This is a genomic window from Alphaproteobacteria bacterium, from assembly GCA_019635875.1.
In the GTDB taxonomy this organism is placed as follows: domain Bacteria; phylum Pseudomonadota; class Alphaproteobacteria; order Reyranellales; family Reyranellaceae; genus JAFAZJ01.
Genome location: JAHBYP010000002.1, coordinates 858,666 through 874,519, shown reverse-complemented (window position 1 = coordinate 874,519; position 15,854 = coordinate 858,666). Strand labels below are relative to the sequence as shown.

Genomic DNA, 15,854 nt, shown 5'->3' with positions numbered 1-15,854 from the left:
CATCCTCCCCTGGTGATTACCGCGAGCTTGGGCCGATATGGTTGACTTGTCAACCACCCCGTTCGGGCGGAATCTCGATCGGCCCGTTCATGTGCGGGATCTTGGCGAGCAGGCGGTTGAGCAGGCCGATCAGCTGCTCGCGCTCGGCCGGCTTCAGGCCCGACAGCAGGCGCTCCTCGCGTTCCAGGGACATGCGGATGATACGGTCGTGCAGGCGCCAGCCGCTCTTCGACAGGGTGAGCTCCTGGCTGCGGCTGTCGGAAGCGTGCGGCCGGCTCAGCACCAGCGCCTTGTCCTGCAGCACCGCCACCGAGCGGCTGACCGCCGCCTTGTCGAAGCCGATCACCTTGCAGATGCGGTTGGCGGTGATCCACGGCTCGACCGCCAGCAGCGCCATGATGCGCCATTCGGTGGTGCCGACGCCGAAATGCCGACGCAGCAGGGTCGAGGCCCCTGACGTGAGCTTGTTGGCGAGGAACACCAGCAACGCCGGCACGTAGCGCTCGAGGTCGAGGACCAGGGGAGCGGCGCCGGGATTGGAACGGGACCGAGGCATGGCCCGTCCCTATAGCACGGCGTGGTCAGCGAATCGGACCGGAGCCGCAGCGCGGGTTTGCGCGTCCACCGTCGGCCAGCGCGAGGGCGACGACAATCTCGTCGGCACGCGGCGCATCGGCGAGCATCGCGGTGATGGTGTCGAAATGGTCGAATGACCAGACGTCGTCCTTGTGTCCCAGCGGGATGTCGAGGATCGCGCCCGGCGCGCCCACCTTCACATTCGAAGGGATCACCGCCTGGCCGCCGCCGATCGCCGCGCGCATCGGCTTGCCCAGCATGGGATGGATGCAGGCGCCGCCATGCTCCATCTCGCCATCGACGCCGACCAGCGCCGCCTTGCCATAGGACACGGCCGGTCCGCCGAGCGCCGCGACCAGTTCGGGCATCAGCCGCTCGCCTGTGTCGCGGCCGGCCTGGAACAAGGGCGAAAGATCGGCGACGTAGCGGCCGGCGAAGGGATTGGCGATCACCGCCAGGCCCAGCACACGACGGATCGGCCTGGGCAGGCTCTCACCCATGGTGGCGTGGATGGTCTCGATGCTGACGAGCGTCTTGCGGATGAACGGCATGGCGATCTTCCCCCTCGATCCTCAGGAATATGCCTTGCCGCTGGGATAGGTCGCGAAGGCCGGGATGGCGGGATCGAGCCGATCCCAGGGCTGGGCGCTCTTGACGAAGATGTTGGCTTCGGGCCGGAACCAGCCGGGCTCGTCGAATGTGCACACGCGCACGCCGACGATGTCGGGGCGCGTCGAGACCTGCACGTAGAGCGGCGTGCCGCAGTCGCCGCAGAAGACGCGCGTGATGTCGTTGCCGGCATCGGATTTGGCGGTGTATCGCCGGGGCGCGCCACTGGTGAAGCGAAAGCCGGCCGCCGGCATTCGCACGGCCGCGACGTGCGGCGCGCCGCTGCCGCGCTGGCAGTCGCGACAGTGGCATTGCAGCGCGAACTGCGCCTCGCCCTCGCATTCGTAGCGGATCGCGCCGCACAGGCATCCGCCGGTTCTCGCAGGCATCGAGGACCTCCTCGGGTCGAAACGTTGCCAGGATACTAACCCGCCGTCGCAGGCGGCCAAGGTCCGACGGGGTCGCCGGAATACAACCGTAGGTACATTTCCTTTTCCATCACTCGTTCTATATGTGTTCTCCTCCGACAGCGGGAGGTGGGCATGGTGGCGCGGGTGCGCACGGTGGCGTTCCAGGGCATCGACGTGGTGCCGATCGACGTGCAGGTGCAGATCGCCCCGGGCATGCCGGCCTTCTCGCTGGTCGGGTTGCCCGACAAGGCGATCGGCGAGAGCCGCGAGCGCGTGCGCGCGTCCCTGGCTGCGCTGGGGCTGGCGCTGCCGCCGCGACGCATCACCATCAACCTCTCGCCCGCCGACCTCGCCAAGGAGGGCAGCCACTACGACCTGCCGATCGCGCTGGCGCTGATGACGGCGATCGGCGTGCTGCCGGCCGACGCGCTGGAAGGCTACGTGGTGCTGGGCGAGCTCGCGCTCGATGGTGCGATCACCCGGGTCGCCGGCGTGCTGCCCACCGCCGTGCACGCCGCCGCCGATGGCCGCGGCGTGATCTGCCCCGCCGCCTGCGGCGGCGAGGCGGCGTGGGGCGGCTTCGACCATGTCGATGCCGCCAACGAGGACGACGAGGCGGCCGCCCGGCGCGCCTCGCGCTGCGGCGAGGTGCTGGCGGCGCCCAGCCTGCTGGCGCTGGTCAACCACCTCAAGGGCGCGCAGGTGCTGTCACCGCCCTCGGCCAGCCTGCGCGGCGAGGAGGCGCGCTATCCCGACCTCGCCGACATCAAGGGCCAGGAGACCGCCAAACGCGCGCTCGAGGTCGCGGCCGCCGGCGGCCACAACCTGCTGATGATCGGCCCGCCCGGCGCCGGCAAGTCGATGCTGGCGGCGCGCCTGCCCGGCCTGCTGCCGCCGCTGGAGCCGGACGAGGCGCTGGAGGTGTCGATGATCGCCTCGCTCGCCGGCGAGCTGGGCGATGGGCGCCTCACCCGCCGCCGCCCGTTCCGCGACCCGCACCATTCCGCCACCCTGCAGGCGCTGGTCGGCGGCGGCCTGCGTGCGCGGCCCGGGGAAGCATCGCTGGCGCACAACGGCGTCCTCTTCCTCGACGAGCTGCCGGAGTTCGCGCGCAGTGCCCTGGAGGCGCTGCGCCAGCCAATGGAGAGCGGCCGCATCAGCGTCGCCCGCGCCAACGCGCATGTAACATTCCCAGCAAGGTTCCAGCTCGTGGCCGCCATGAACCCCTGCCGCTGCGGCGACATGGACGAGCCCAGCCGTGCCTGCGGCCGCGCCCCACGCTGCGGCGCCGACTACCAGGGCCGCATCTCCGGCCCGCTCTACGACCGCATCGACCTGGTGATCGAGGTGCCGCCGGTGTCGCCGGCCGATCTCACCTTGCCGCCACCGGCGGAGTCCTCGGCCGACGTCGCCGCGCGCGTCGCCGCCGCCCGCGCCATCCAGCGCGAACGCCTGGCCGGCTCAGCGCGCTGCAATGCCGAGATCGACGGCGAAGCCCTGGCCCAGGTCGCCACGCCCGACGCCGATGGCCGCGCCCTGCTCTCGACCGCCGTCGAACGCCTCAAGCTTTCGGCGCGCGGTTATCACCGCGTGCTGCGCGTGGCACGTACCCTGGCCGATCTCGACGGCTGCGACGCGGTGCGGCGTCTGCATGTCGCCGAAGCACTGTCATGGCGCCGCCCACAACCGCGCGCGGCGCTGGCGGCCTGATCGCGCGGCCGATGGCCGTCAAGCGGCAGGAGCGATCAGGACGATCTTCGGAAAATAGCTGCGATAGCGGCCAGCGTCTCGCGTGAGTAGCGGCCAGCCTTCGACCGCCGCGTGGGCGCCAATGAAGAAGTCGGGCAAGACTCCAGTTCGCGTGCCGCCAGCCGCGCGGTAGCGCTGAAAGGCCTTGCCCGCGAGGAACAACGCGGAACGCGGCGTCGCCGCGATCTCGATCATCGCCTGGGAAAGCATCGCGTCGAGGTCCTCGATCCGATCGTAGCGGATCGAGGTCTCGGCGTAGACGATGTCGTTGATCAGGACCGGGCCCGCCAAAGCGGCCTCCTCGAGACGGGCCAGCGACCACTCCGCCCAATCGGGATCGTCGGTCACGAGATCGAGCAGAACATTGGTATCGACCAGGACCACGTCACCGCTCACCGCGCGTCATGGCCATGATCTCCGCCGTACTCAGGCCCTTGCCGGCGTGGCCGCGAAGGCGGGCGAAGCGGTTCGGACGGGCCCTCTTCTGGACCTTGACCAGAACGATACGGCCGTCCTCGGCGCGCTCGAAGTCGATCATGCTTCCCGGTCCGATTCCCAGCAGATCCCGAACCCGCTTCGGGATCGTGACCTGGCCTTTGCTGGTGACAGTTGTGCCCATCGTGGCTCTCTAGTAAGGCGACATTCGCTTCAGGTAATACTTAGCATGTCCCCCGCCGGCTTTCGAGGGCCCATGGCCAAGCCGTCATGGCGCCGGGCGCAGCCGCGCGGCGCCCGCGGGCCCAAGGCATTGGGTGGTTTCAGCGATGCGCGCGCGATCGCAGGCGCCTAGTCTTCCTCATCGGCCCAACGACCGCACTTGCACGGAGTGGCGAGCATGAGCGAGACATTTGAAGGTGGCTGCCTGTGCGGCGCCGTTCGCTTCGTGGCATCCGGCGCGCCGAAGTACCAGTTCTGGTGCCATTGCCAGAGCTGCCGCCGCCACACCGGCGCACCGGTTTCCGCATACCTGGCCTTCGAGCACACGGCCTACCGGTTGACCAAAGGCGAGATCACCAAGTTCGCGTCCTCGCCGCGGACGACGCGCGGTTTCTGTCGCACCTGTGGCTCGACACTGATGTGCGAGAGCGCGAGTCGCCCGGCCGAAGCGCACTTCCATGTTGGCGGGTTCGATCGCGCCGAGCAGTTCCGCGCACCAACCCGTCACGTGTTCCGCGACGAACAGCTGCCGTGGCTGCATCTGGCCGAAGAGGTTCAGGCCGCGTCGGCGTGACCTGATGCCATCGCCTGCCGCTCGCGGGTGTAGCGCACCAGGGCGAGAAAGCGGTAGATGCCGTGCACGAACTTGCCATAGGGCATGGTGATGAACAGGCCGAACACCACGCCGAGATGGACAGCCAGCAGCACGCCCATCGCCGGCGTGCCGCGCAGGATCAGGAGCGCCAGACCGGTGAGGCTGGTGAGGAAGAGCATGGCGAGGAACGCCACCTCCATGCCGTAGCGCGCCGGATCGCGGATCTCGGGATCGCGCCGCCATTTCGCCGCCAGCAGGCCGGCGGGACCGATCAGCAGGCCGATGCCGCCGATGGTGCCGAGCAGCGGCGGCAGATCCCACCATGGGTACGGCGCGATGCGGCCGAAGCCGTAGTGATACAGCGTCGCCACGCAGGTCGAGGCGAAGCACAGCATGAAGCCGTAGAAGGTCAGGTGGTGATACAGCCGTCGGCGATCGACCGGCTTGTCGTCGTCGTTGAAGCAGCCGACGCCGCCGCCATCGAGATAGCGCAGCTGCCCGGCATCCTTGATCGCCTGCCAGATCGCCGCGATGCCGCCGGGTGCCCCGATCGGATGCTCGATCGAGCGCCAGAAATTCACCATGCCCATGATCATCGCGACGATGGCGTAGAGGAACGCCGCGCCGAAGATCAGCGCCATCGCGTTGTGCGGCATCAGGCGATAGAAGGCGCCCGGCCCGACATGGGTGCCGAACAGCACCGATGGATCGTTCCAGACAATGAAGCCGGCGACGAACAAAGCGACGCTCGCCGCGGCGATCAGGCTGATGGCGAGCCCGTTGCGCTGAAACAACGGCGCCAGCGCGCGCGGCCAGGCATAGGCCTGATAGGACTCGGCGCGTACCTGGGCGAGGTTCACCGGCACATTGACGTTGAACTCGTGCGGCGGCGAGAACTGGCAGTCGTAGTAGCAGGCGCCGCAGCCGTGGCAGAGATTGGCGAGATAGTTAAGATCGCCGTCGGGAAAGGCGCGGCGCATCTCCATCGCCGGGAAGACCGCGCACAGGCCCTCGCAGTACCGGCACGAGTTGCAGACCGTCATCAGCCGTTCGGCTTCGTCGAGCGCCTTAGTTGCGTGCATAGGCCGCCGCCTCCCGTCCGGCGATGCGGCCGAAGACGCTGCCGATGGTCATGCCGATACCCGCCGCGTAGCCGCGGCCCAGCACGTTGCCGGCCATGATCTCGCCCGCCGCGAACATGTTGGCCGAGGGCGTGCCGTCCTTCATCAGCATGCGCGCCTGCTTGTTCACGCGCGTGCCGAGATAGGTGAAGGTGATGCCCGGCCGCACCGGATAGGCATAGAACGGCGCCGTCTCGATGCGCCGCGCCCAATGCGTCTTGGGCGGCGTCAGCCCCTCGGTGCGGCAATCGTCGAGGATGGTGTGATCGAAGGTTCCGGGACGCACCGCTTCGTTGAAATCGGTCACGGTCCTGTCCAGCGCGTCGGCATCGAGCCCGAGCCTCTGCGCCAGCGCGCGGATCGAGGGCGCCTCGATCGCCGGATAGAGCGAGGGCATGAACAGGGTGAGCGACGGAGCGTCGAAGACGATCCAGGCGATCTGGTCGGGCTGGCCCGCCACCAGCCGGCCCCAGATGGCGTAGCGCTTGGGCCAGACATCCTCGCCCTCGTCATAGAAGCGCTGGGCGTGCTTGTTGACGACGATGCCGAAGACCACGCAGTCGAGCCGCGTGATGATGCCGCCATCGTACTTCGGCGCGCGCGCGTCGATCGCCACGGCGTGGCACTGCGTCGGATCGCCGACCTCCTGCACGCCCTTGTCGAGCAGCAGCTTGAGGATCGTGCCGCGATTGTTCGAGGTGCCGCGGATCAGGAAATTGTCCGCCGCGTCGCCCCAGTATTGCTTCAGCCACTCGATGTTCGATTCGAAGCCGCCGGCCGCCGCGACCATCGTGCCGGCACGCACGACATGGGTCGCACCGCCGTGCTTCACCGCCGCCGACAGGAACATGCCGTCCTGGATGTCGAGATCGGTGACCTCCGCCTCGTAGGCGATCGCCACGCCGAGCGTCTCGGCGGTGCGGTAGAGCGCGTTGAGCATGGCGCGGCCGCCGCCGAGGAAGAACGAGTTGGTGCGCCCCAGGCTCAGCGTTCCGCCCAGCGACGGCTGGAAGCGCACGCCCTGCTGCGGCATCCATTCCAGCACGTCCTTGGACTCGTGGATCATGTGCCGGGCCAGCGCCTCGTCCGTTTGACCACCCGTGACGCGCAGCAGATCGTCCCAGAACTCGTCCTCGCTGTAGGGACCGCTCAGGGTGTCGGTGGCCGCATCGTGGGCGCAGCGCATGTTGCGGGTGTGACGCGTGTTGCCGCCGCGCCAGAACTGGTCGGCCTTCTCCAGCACCAGGACCGAGGCGCCCTCGCGCCGCGCGGCGATGGCGGCGCACAGGGCGGCGTTGCCGCCGCCGATCACCAGCACATCGTACCGCTTTGAAAAATCGACCATCCCGCCGCCGTTTCTGGCGGCTGCAGGCCGGGAATGCAAGGCCCGGCCCGGCTTGCAATTCCCCGATGCAGCCGCCACATTCCGGCGCAAAGAGGGCTCAATTCATGGATCAGATCATCGGCAACGGCGCGGCCGCGGGCGGCGCCGACCTGGTTAAGGACTCCGACCAGAAGAAGTTCGCCAAGGACGTCATCGACGCCAGCCGCGCGCGGCCGGTAATCGTCGATTTCTGGGCGCCGTGGTGCGGGCCGTGCAAGACCCTGGGCCCGATCATCGAGAAGCAGGTCAAGGCCGCCAAGGGCGCCGTCGAGCTGGTGAAGATCAACATCGACGAGAACCAGATGCTGGCGCAGCAGCTGCGCATCCAGTCGATCCCGGCGGTCTACGCCTTTTTCCAGGGCCGCCCGGTCGACGGCTTTGTCGGCGCGCTGCCCGAGAGCCAGGTCAAGCAGTTCATCGACCGGCTGGTGCAGGCCACCGGCGGCCCGCCGGGCGCCGAGGAGATGGCCGCCGCGCTCGAGGAGGCCAAGAAGGCGCTCGCCGCCGGCGGCATCGCCCAGGCGGCGGAAATCTACGATGCGATCCTGCAGCAGGAGCCCGAATCGGCGCCGGCCATCGCCGGCCTGGTGAAGGTCCGGCTCGCGACCGAGGACCTCGAAGGCGCCAAGGAGCTGCTGGCGTCGCTGTCGCCCGACCTTGCCAAGCACGCCGACATCGTCGCGGCGAAGTCGGCCATCGATCTGGCCGAGCAGGCCGCCGATGCCGGGCCGGTGGGCGAGCTGGAAGCCAAGGTCGCCGCCGACGAGAAGGACCACCAGGCGCGCTACGACCTCGCCATGGCGCTCTATGCCAATGGCCGCCGCCAGGAGGCGCTCGACCACCTGCTGACCTCGATCAAGCTCGACCGCAAATGGAACGAGGAGGCGGCGCGCAAGCAGCTGCTGAAGTTCTTCGAAGCGCAGGGATTCGCCGACCCGCTGAGCGTCGAGGGCCGCAAGCGGCTGTCCTCGATCCTGTTCTCGTAAGCACGACGGTGGTCGGCGGTCGGTCCAACCCGTTCGATCCGGCCTTCGAGCATTTGCCCGAAGCGCTGCCGATCTTCCCGCTGAGCGGCGTGCTGCTGCTGCCAGGCGGCCGGCTGCCGCTCAACATCTTCGAGCCGCGCTACCTCTCGATGTTCTTCGACGCCCTGGGGGGGCATCGCATGATCGGCATGGTGCAGCCCACCATGCCGGGCGGGTTCGCCGGCGACGGCCTGCCGGCCGACAATGGCCCGCCGCCGGTCGAAGGCGTGGGCTGCGCCGGCCGCATCGTCGCCTTCTCCGAGACCGATGATGGCCGCCTGCTGGTCACCCTGGCCGGCCTGATCCGCTTCGAGACCGGCAAGGAGCTGGCGCTGCACGCCAACGGCTATCGCCGCGTGATCCCGCACTACGAGCGCTTTCGCGGCGATCTCGAGGGCGACGATCTGGCGATCGAGCTCGACCGGCCGCGGCTGATGGCGGCGCTCGCGGACTTCTTCCGAGCGCGCAAGCTGCAGGGCGACTGGAGCGGCCTGAAGCGGGCCAGCGATGACAATCTGGTGACCTCGCTGGCCATGGTCTGCCCCTTCGCACCCTCGGAGAAGCAGGCGCTGCTCGAGGCGCCCGACGGCTCGGCGCGGGCCCGCCTGCTGATCGCGCTGCTGGAGATGGCGGCGATGGGCGGCGGCGAGCCCGAGACGCCGTCGCGCCACTGAGCCTGCCGTGCTATAGGCAATCCAAGCGTCCGGAGCGCCGCATGTCCCCTCCCGAAACGCCGGCCGGCAAGGTCGGCATCGACCCGAAGCTGCTCGAGATCCTGGTCTGCCCGGTGACCCACGGGCCGTTGGAATTCGACTCCGCGGCGGGCGAGCTGATCAGCCGCCGCGCCGGGCTGGCCTATCCCATCCGCGACGGGATTCCCATCATGCTGCCGAGCGAAGCGCGCCGGCTGGAGGACACGCCATGAGCCTGGCCGAGGCGCCGGCCGCCGGCGCGCCGCCCTGGCCGGCCGAGATCCGCCTGTTCCGCGCCGAGGGCCGGCTGGAGATCGACTTCGAGGACGGCCGGAAGTTCACCTATCCGGCCGAGTATCTGCGCGTCGAGAGTCCCTCGGCCGAGGTGCAGGGCCACAGCGCCGACCAGAAGAAGATCGTCGCCGGTCGCCGCCACGTGCGCATCGACACGATCGAGCCGGTCGGCAACTACGCCATCCGCATCCGTTTTGACGACAAGCACGACACCGGCATCTACAGCTGGGCCTATCTGCACGAGCTGGGCGAGAAGCAGCAGGAGAAGTGGGACGCCTATCTCGCCGCCCTGCTCTATCGCGGGCTGAGCCGCGATCCCTGAGCGCATGCGGATCATCATTGCCGGCGGCGGCATCGGCGGACTGAGCGCTGCGCTCTGCCTGCATGCCGCGGGCCACCAGGTGCGCGTCTACGAGGCGGTCGGCGAGATCCGCGCGCTCGGCGTCGGCATCAACGTGCAGCCAAGCGCCATCCGCATTCTCTCGAAGCTCGGCCTGGTCGACGATCTCGACAGGGTGGCGGTCCGCACCGCCGAGCTGGTCTTCGCCAATCGCCACGGCCAGCCGATCTGGCGCGACCCGCGCGGGCTCGACGGCGGCTATCCCTGGCCGCAATTCTCGATCCATCGCGGCGATCTGCAGCAGGCGCTGCTCGGCGCCGCCACGTCGCGGCTGGGCAAGGACAGCATCCGCCCGGGTCATCGCCTGGCGCGCTTCGAGCAGGGCGCCGGCGGCGTCACGGCGCACTTCATCGACCGCGACGGCAGGCCCGTGGGCAGCGACAGCGCCGACATCCTGGTCGGCGCCGACGGCATCCACTCCACCGTGCGCTCGACGTTCTATCCCGACGAAGGCCCGCCGCGCTGGCAGGGCGTGATGATGTGGCGCGGCGTCAGCGAGGGCATGCCGTTCCTCACCGGCCGCTCGATGGTGCAGGCCGGCCATCACCGGCAGAAATTCGTCTGCTACCCGATCTCGCGCCGGCATGCCGAGAACGGCAGGGCCCTGATCAACTGGATCGCCGATCTCTATCTCGGCGAAGGCACGACGCCGCCGCGCGAGGACTGGAACAAGCCGGGCGACGCCAACGACATCCTGCCGCGCTTCGCCGGCTGGAATTTCGGCTGGCTCGACGTGCCGACCATCATCCGCACGGCGAGCGCCATCTTCGAGTTCCCGATGGTCGATCGCGATCCGCTGCCGCGCTGGAGCCACGAGCGCATCACGCTGCTCGGCGACGCGGCGCATCCGATGTATCCCATCGGCTCCAATGGGGCGACGCAGGCGATCATCGACGGCGAGGCGCTGACCATGGCGCTGGCGGAGCAGGCCGATCCGGTTGCCGCGCTGAAGCTCTACGAGCAGCGCCGCCTGCCGCCCACCGCACGCATCGTCGAGAGCAACCGCCAGCACGGCCTCGATCGCGTGCTCGACATCGTCGAGGAGCGCGCGCCCGACGGCTTCGCCGATCTGGAGACGGTGCTGCCGGCGGCCGAGCTCGAGAGCATCGTCGGCGATTACAAGCGCATGGCGCTGTACGACAAGGAAAGCCTGCTGAAGCTCGCCGCCGCCACGTCATCCTGAGCGCAGTGCCCTCGAGTTTACCTTCCCCCGGAGGGGGAAGGTGGCAGCGCGAGAGCGCTGACGGATGGGGGATGTCGAAGACGGACTCTTGCGTTCGTCTTCGACATCCCCCATCCGCCTTCGGCACCTTCCCCCTCCGGGGAAGGTAGGGTTACGATTCCCGGGATGGACGCACCATCACGATGCGCGCGCGGGCGTGCGGGCTGCGCTGCACGCCCAGCCGCGCGACCTCCTCGCGATGCGCCTTGTGGAGATAGCGCGGCATCGCCACGCCGAGCGGCCAGCGGCGGAAGCCGACGCTCTCGTACCAGCGGCGGTTCCACGGCGCGGTGCCGCTGGTCAGCAGGGTCACGCGCGGCGCGTCGATCCTCGCGGCGAAGGCCAGAACGCCGCCCATCACCAGGCGGCCGATGCCGCGGCCGGAGGCTTCGTGGCGCATGTAGATGTTCTGCAGCTCCAGCTCCTCACCTTCGCGCACGACGATGACGAAGCCCAGTCGGCGGCCGGCGGCGTTCTCGACGATCAGCACATGGCCGCGCCGCGCCTGGTCGCGGAAGAAGCCGCGGCCGAGATTGCCGGTGCGGAATCCGGATCCGAACAGGCGCGCGCCGCTGCGCTTGATCGCGAAGCAATTGCGCCACTCGCCCTCGTTGGGCGCGGCGGCGCGCACGACGAGCTCGCCGACCGTGACGGCACGGCGCTCGCCGCGCGGCGCGGGCTCGAACAGGGCGGCGATGGCCTGGGCGGCGCTCAATCGCACTTGGGGTTGGGGAATTCCGTGAGGTCCTTGATCACGGCCTTCAACTCGATGCCTTCGCGCTTGAAGTTCAGGCGCGGGATGACGCCGCTGTCGAACATCTCGTAGACCACCTCGCCGCGTTCGCCCAGCATCTTCGAGGTCTGCTTGAGCACCCAGCGGCGGCCCTTGAGTGGCGCCGGCATCTCGCGGACCTGGCCGGCCCCCGGCGCCGCCTTGCCCTTGGGCGCCTTGGGATCGGGCGCCGGCGCGTCCTTCAGAGTGCCGACGGTGGTGATCGGGTCGCGGAACGGCGCCGGCGAGGTCCGCTCGACCTTGAGGTCGATGGGCATCTGGAAGCGCACCAGATCGACCGTCGAGGCGTACCAGGGCCCGGGGTGATTGGCGCGCAGCTGCTCGAGCAGCAGGCGGCGGAAGGTCATCGGCCCGACATTGCCCGGCGGCAGCGCCACTTCGCGCGGCACCTTGCCGACGCGCACCTGCAGCAGGCCCTTCTTCTCCGGGCCGCCGAAGAAGGCCGCGCCCTCGACCGGATCGCCGCGGGAATTGGCCATGTACTGCGCGCGATAGCCCAGCCGGTCGCCGTCGAGGCTCTCGGTGTAGTTCAGGCGCTCGTTGTAGATGTTGGCCTTGTCGCTGAACGGCTGATCCGCGTTGCGCCGGCCCTTGATGCCCTTGTCGATGACGTAATACAGCGCGCCGCCGTAGCTCCACGCCTCGCAGGTTCGCGTCCAGGATTCCGAAAGCTGCGCCTCGGCGTGGACGTCGCCCGGGGTCTTGCCGATGGTGACGGTGTAGGAGATGGCATAGCCCGGCATCTCCGGAGGCTTGGGTGGCGCCGGCGCAGGCTGCTGCGCGTGCGCCATCGACGCGGCGCCCAGCAGGCCGACGACACACCATCCGATCGCGCGCATGATCGGCATCCTGCTACTTTCCCGAAGGCGGCGCGGCGGGGGAAATCGCCGCGGCGGCCGCCTCCCAGATGCCACGCATGACCGCGCGGCGCAACGTTCTTAGGCGAACGCCTCCTCCCACGTCCCGCGGGTCGAGGCCTTGGAGTATTCGGTCGCGCGGTTCTCGAAGAAATTGGTGTGCTCGACGGCGTTGAGCATGGCGTCGATCCACGGCAGCGGGTTCTTCTCGCTGCGGAAGATCGGCTGCAGGCCGAGCTGGTTCAGCCGGCGGTCGGCGATGAAGCGGATGTACTTCTTCACGTCCTCGGCCGTCATGCCCTCGACGCCGCCCATCTCGAATGCCAGGTCGATGAAGGCGTCCTCGTGGTCGACGATGGTGGCGCAGGCGACGTAGAGCTCGCGGCGCAGCTCCTCGGTCCAGATCTCGGGGTTCTCCGAGATGAAGGTGCGGAACAGCCGGATCATCGAGTTGCAGTGCAGGGTCTCGTCGCGCACCGACCACGAGACGATCTGGCCCATGCCCTTCATCTTGTTGAAGCGCGGGAAGTTCAGGAGCATGGCGAACGAGGCGAAGAGCTGCAGGCCCTCGGTGAAGGCGCCGAACACCGCCAGCGTCTTGGCGATGTCTTCCTTCGAGTCGACGTTGAAGCCCTGCATGTAATCGTACTTGTCCTTCATCTCCTTGTAGCGCAGGAAGGCGGTGTACTCGCTCTCGGGCATGCCGATGGTGTCGAGCAGGTGGCTGTAGGCGGCGATGTGCACCGTCTCCATCGCCGAGAAGGCGGAGAGCATCATCTGCACTTCCGTGGGCTTGAAGACCCTGGAGTAGTGCTTCATGTAGCAGTTGTTCACCTCGACATCGGCCTGGGTGAAGAAGCGGAAGATCTGCGTCAGCAGGTGCCGCTCCGCTTCGCTCAGCTTGTTGCGCCAGTCCTTGACGTCGTCGGCCAGCGGCACCTCCTCGGGCAGCCAGTGGATGCGCTGCTGCGTGTGCCAGGCTTCATAGGCCCAGGGATAGTTGAACGGCTTGTAGATGGGCTTGGCGTCGAGCAGGGACATGGCGGCGGCCGATACGGACGGAGTGCTGAGGACTGTCCGCGCCGCCCTCCCTCACGCAGGAGTAGGCGGCGCGGCCAAGGCTGGTCGGGGCCTCATTGGCAGGCGAGGCATTCCTCGTAGTTGTTGCTGTTCTCTTGGGCGGCCATGGCGGCCAGCGGCAGTTCCGAGGGGGCGTCGGCGCCGTTCTTGTGCAGAGGGGGCATCGTGACCGAGGAACCGGCGATGTCTGACGACACCGCCTCCGCGCGCTGGATGCTGAGCGAGCGGCAGTAGTAGAGCGTCTTCACGCCGCGCTTCCAGGCCATCATGTGGATCTGGTGCAGGTCGCGCTTGTGCACGTCGCCGGGCAGGAAGATGTTGAGCGACTGCGACTGGCAGATATAGGGCGTGCGGTCGGCGGCGTGCTCGACCAGCCAGCGCTGGTCGAGCTCGAAGGCCGTCTTGAACACCGCCTTCTCGTGGTCGTCGAAGAAGTCGAGATGCTGCACCGAACCCTGGTTCAGCGTGATCGACGTCCACGTCTCCTCGTCGTCGCGGCCCTTCTGTGCCAGCACCTTCTGCAGGTACGGATTGCGCACGCTGAACGAGCCGCTGAGCGTCTTGTGCATGTAGACGTTGGCCGCCACCGGCTCGATGCCGGGCGAGGCGCCGCCGCAGATGATCGAGATCGACGCCGTGGGCGCGATGGCGAGCTTGTTGGAGAAGCGCTCCTTGATGCCGAAATCGGCGGCGTCGGGGCAGGCGCCGCGCTCTTCGGCCAGGCTCACCGAGGCGGCGTCGACGCCGGCCTTGATGTGCTTGAACATCTTCTTGTTCCACACCTTGGCCATCACCGATTCGAGCGGGATGTTGTTGGCCTGCAGGAAGGAGTGGAAGCCCATGACGCCCAGGCCGACGCTGCGCTCGCGCATCGCCGAGTAGGTGGCGCGCTGGAAGTCGTTGCCGGCATCCTCGATGAAGCTCTGCAGCACGTTGTCGAGGAAGCGCATGACGTCCTCGATGAACATCGGATGCTCGTGCCACTCGAAATAGGTCTCGAGGTTCAGCGACGAGAGGCAGCAGACGGCGGTGCGCTCCTTGCCGTATTTGTCGATGCCTGTGGGCAGCGTGATCTCGCTGCACAGGTTGGACGTCTTGACCTGCAGGCCGGCGAGCTTCTGGTGCTCGGGCAGGTTCTTGTTCACGTGGTCGATGAAGATGATGTAGGGCTCGCCGGTCTCGATGCGCGCCTGCAGGATGCGGATCCACAGGCCGCGGGCCGAGATCTTGCGCAAGGGCGCGCCGTCCTTGGGTGAGGTCAGCGCCCACTCCTCGTCGCTCTCGACCGCGCGCATGAAGGCGTCGGGGATCAGGATGCCGTGGTGCAGGTTCAGCGCCTTGCGGTTGGGATCGCCGCCATTGGCCCGGCGGATCTCGATGAACTCCTCGATCTCGGGATGGCTGACCGGGATGTAGACCGCCGCCGAGCCACGTCGCAGAGAGCCCTGCGAGATCGCCAAGGTCAGCGAATCCATGACGCGGATGAAGGGCACGACGCCCGACGTCTTGCCGTTCATGCCGACCTTCTCGCCGATCGAACGGAGGTTGCCCCAGTACGAGCCGATGCCGCCGCCGCGCGCCGCCAGCCAGACGTTCTCGTTCCACAGCTTGACGATGCCCTCGAGCGAATCGTCGGACTCGTTGAGGAAGCAGGAGATCGGCAGGCCGCGTTTGGTGCCGCCGTTGGAGAGCACCGGGGTGGCCGGCATGAACCAGAGATTGGAGATGTAGTCGTACAGGCGCTGGGCATGCGCGTCGTCATCCGCATAGGCGGACGCCACGCGCGCGAAGAGATCCTGGTAGCTCTCGCCCGGCATCAGATAACGATCGGACAGGGTCGCCTTGCCGAACGGGGTCAGCTTGTCGTCCCGCGACCGATCGATCACCACCCGGCCGCCGCTCTGAACCTGCACTACATCAAACACTTGGCGCCCCCGTTCGTCTTCTTTCCACAGCTGTGGACAGGACAGTTTGTGGGTTTTTGCTACATATTGAGTGGATGGGCCTCCCAGCCACTATTAGTCGATGATACGCCCGGCTCTCCATCTGTCACTTCGAATCTTTTACCAATCATGTGAATCGCAAAAAGAGTGCTGTAAGACCCTGAAAAACATTCGGAAATCAGACCTTGAAATTACGTTTCCTGGCCTCCGTTCACGTCATGCTGCATCGCACCTAAAACGAGAACAAAACGCGCTCCACTAGGCATTTCCTACGCCGACGACCAGATTGTCAAGATTTCCGCGCTCTCTCTGCCGTCACTTCGTCTAAGCCGTTGCCGCTCAAGACAAAATGATCCCCAGAGCTGTCCCCAGCGCGTCCAGACCTCCCATCGCCATGATCGAGGTGCAATATTGCTGCTGTAGGAGCCCAGCGAAGGCTTCGAGGGA

18 protein-coding genes are annotated in these 15,854 nt (G+C 67.7%); 7 read left to right on the top strand and 11 right to left on the bottom strand.

Annotation, left to right across the window (positions count from 1 at the left end):
- Positions 1–49: 49 nt before the first annotated feature.
- The 3 genes from KF889_10415 to KF889_10405 are packed head-to-tail and all read right to left on the bottom strand — an operon-like array spanning position 50 to position 1,574.
- Positions 50–556 carry a winged helix-turn-helix transcriptional regulator gene (locus tag KF889_10415; GenBank protein MBX3499847.1) on the bottom strand — a complete coding sequence of 169 codons (507 nt, stop codon included), beginning with the start codon at positions 554–556 and terminating at the stop codon, positions 50–52.
- A 25-nt stretch (positions 557–581) separates the two neighbouring features.
- Positions 582–1,127: an amino acid synthesis family protein gene (locus tag KF889_10410; protein ID MBX3499846.1), complete on the bottom strand. Its 546-nt coding sequence runs from the start codon at positions 1,125–1,127 to the stop codon at positions 582–584.
- Positions 1,128–1,148: 21 nt separating this feature from the next.
- Positions 1,149–1,574, bottom strand: a complete 426-nt coding sequence (locus KF889_10405; GenBank protein ID MBX3499845.1) for a GFA family protein — start codon at positions 1,572–1,574, stop codon at positions 1,149–1,151.
- Between the two features lie 153 nt (positions 1,575–1,727).
- Here KF889_10405 and KF889_10400 point away from each other — a divergent pair, with 153 nt between their 5' ends.
- Entirely contained in the window at positions 1,728–3,305 is a 1,578-nt protein-coding gene (locus KF889_10400) for a YifB family Mg chelatase-like AAA ATPase (GenBank protein ID MBX3499844.1), read from the top strand.
- Positions 3,306–3,323: 18 nt separating this feature from the next.
- Here the strand turns inward: KF889_10400 and KF889_10395 are convergent, their stop codons facing one another.
- Both KF889_10395 and KF889_10390 read right to left on the bottom strand, forming a co-directional pair.
- Positions 3,324–3,728 carry a type II toxin-antitoxin system VapC family toxin gene (locus tag KF889_10395; GenBank protein ID MBX3499843.1) on the bottom strand — a complete coding sequence of 135 codons (405 nt, stop codon included), beginning with the start codon at positions 3,726–3,728 and terminating at the stop codon, positions 3,324–3,326.
- 1 nt (position 3,729) lies between these two features.
- Positions 3,730–3,963, bottom strand: a complete 234-nt coding sequence (locus tag KF889_10390; protein MBX3499842.1) for an AbrB/MazE/SpoVT family DNA-binding domain-containing protein — start codon at positions 3,961–3,963, stop codon at positions 3,730–3,732.
- A 216-nt stretch (positions 3,964–4,179) separates the two neighbouring features.
- On the opposite strand from KF889_10390, the gene KF889_10385 reads away from it, so the two are divergent.
- Positions 4,180–4,575: a GFA family protein gene (locus KF889_10385; GenBank protein MBX3499841.1), complete on the top strand. Its 396-nt coding sequence runs from the start codon at positions 4,180–4,182 to the stop codon at positions 4,573–4,575.
- Here KF889_10385 and tcuB read toward each other — a convergent pair.
- Both tcuB and tcuA read right to left on the bottom strand, forming a co-directional pair.
- Positions 4,557–5,678 (bottom strand): tricarballylate utilization 4Fe-4S protein TcuB, encoded by a 1,122-nt coding sequence (gene tcuB, locus KF889_10380; protein MBX3499840.1) that lies wholly within the window; start codon positions 5,676–5,678, stop codon positions 4,557–4,559. The two genes, KF889_10385 and tcuB, sit on opposite strands and share 19 nt — an antisense overlap.
- Positions 5,665–7,062, bottom strand: coding sequence for an FAD-dependent tricarballylate dehydrogenase TcuA (tcuA, locus tag KF889_10375; protein MBX3499839.1), 1,398 nt, complete (start codon positions 7,060–7,062; stop codon positions 5,665–5,667). The genes tcuB and tcuA overlap by 14 nt, the downstream gene beginning before the upstream one ends.
- 104 nt (positions 7,063–7,166) lie before the next feature.
- On the opposite strand from tcuA, the gene trxA reads away from it, so the two are divergent.
- Genes trxA through KF889_10350 form a run of 5 tightly spaced genes read left to right on the top strand, consistent with a single transcriptional unit; the run spans position 7,167 to position 10,695 of the window.
- Positions 7,167–8,087 carry a thioredoxin gene (trxA, locus tag KF889_10370; GenBank protein MBX3499838.1) on the top strand — a complete coding sequence of 307 codons (921 nt, stop codon included), beginning with the start codon at positions 7,167–7,169 and terminating at the stop codon, positions 8,085–8,087.
- Positions 7,973–8,800 carry an LON peptidase substrate-binding domain-containing protein gene (locus tag KF889_10365; GenBank protein ID MBX3499837.1) on the top strand — a complete coding sequence of 276 codons (828 nt, stop codon included), beginning with the start codon at positions 7,973–7,975 and terminating at the stop codon, positions 8,798–8,800. The genes trxA and KF889_10365 overlap by 115 nt, the downstream gene beginning before the upstream one ends.
- A 41-nt stretch (positions 8,801–8,841) precedes the next feature.
- Positions 8,842–9,051, top strand: a complete 210-nt coding sequence (locus tag KF889_10360) for a Trm112 family protein (protein MBX3499836.1) — start codon at positions 8,842–8,844, stop codon at positions 9,049–9,051.
- A complete protein-coding gene (locus KF889_10355; GenBank protein ID MBX3499835.1) occupies positions 9,048–9,434 on the top strand; it encodes a DUF971 domain-containing protein in 387 nt (128 codons plus the stop codon). The genes KF889_10360 and KF889_10355 overlap by 4 nt, the downstream gene beginning before the upstream one ends.
- Before the next feature lie 4 nt (positions 9,435–9,438).
- On the top strand, positions 9,439–10,695 hold the full coding sequence (locus KF889_10350) for a flavin-dependent oxidoreductase (GenBank protein MBX3499834.1): 1,257 nt from the start codon (positions 9,439–9,441) through the stop codon (positions 10,693–10,695).
- Positions 10,696–10,846: 151 nt separating this feature from the next.
- On the opposite strand, the gene KF889_10345 is transcribed toward KF889_10350, so the two are convergent.
- The 4 genes from KF889_10345 to KF889_10330 all read right to left on the bottom strand — a co-directional run bounded on the left by KF889_10345 (position 10,847) and on the right by KF889_10330 (position 15,389).
- Entirely contained in the window at positions 10,847–11,449 is a 603-nt protein-coding gene (locus tag KF889_10345; protein ID MBX3499833.1) for a GNAT family N-acetyltransferase, read from the bottom strand.
- Positions 11,446–12,366: a hypothetical protein gene (locus KF889_10340; GenBank protein ID MBX3499832.1), complete on the bottom strand. Its 921-nt coding sequence runs from the start codon at positions 12,364–12,366 to the stop codon at positions 11,446–11,448. The genes KF889_10345 and KF889_10340 overlap by 4 nt, the downstream gene beginning before the upstream one ends.
- A gap of 99 nt (positions 12,367–12,465) precedes the next feature.
- On the bottom strand, positions 12,466–13,425 hold the full coding sequence (locus KF889_10335) for a ribonucleotide-diphosphate reductase subunit beta (GenBank protein ID MBX3499831.1): 960 nt from the start codon (positions 13,423–13,425) through the stop codon (positions 12,466–12,468).
- Positions 13,426–13,517: 92 nt separating this feature from the next.
- On the bottom strand, positions 13,518–15,389 hold the full coding sequence (locus KF889_10330) for a ribonucleoside-diphosphate reductase subunit alpha (GenBank protein ID MBX3499830.1): 1,872 nt from the start codon (positions 15,387–15,389) through the stop codon (positions 13,518–13,520).
- Positions 15,390–15,854: the final 465 nt, after the last annotated feature.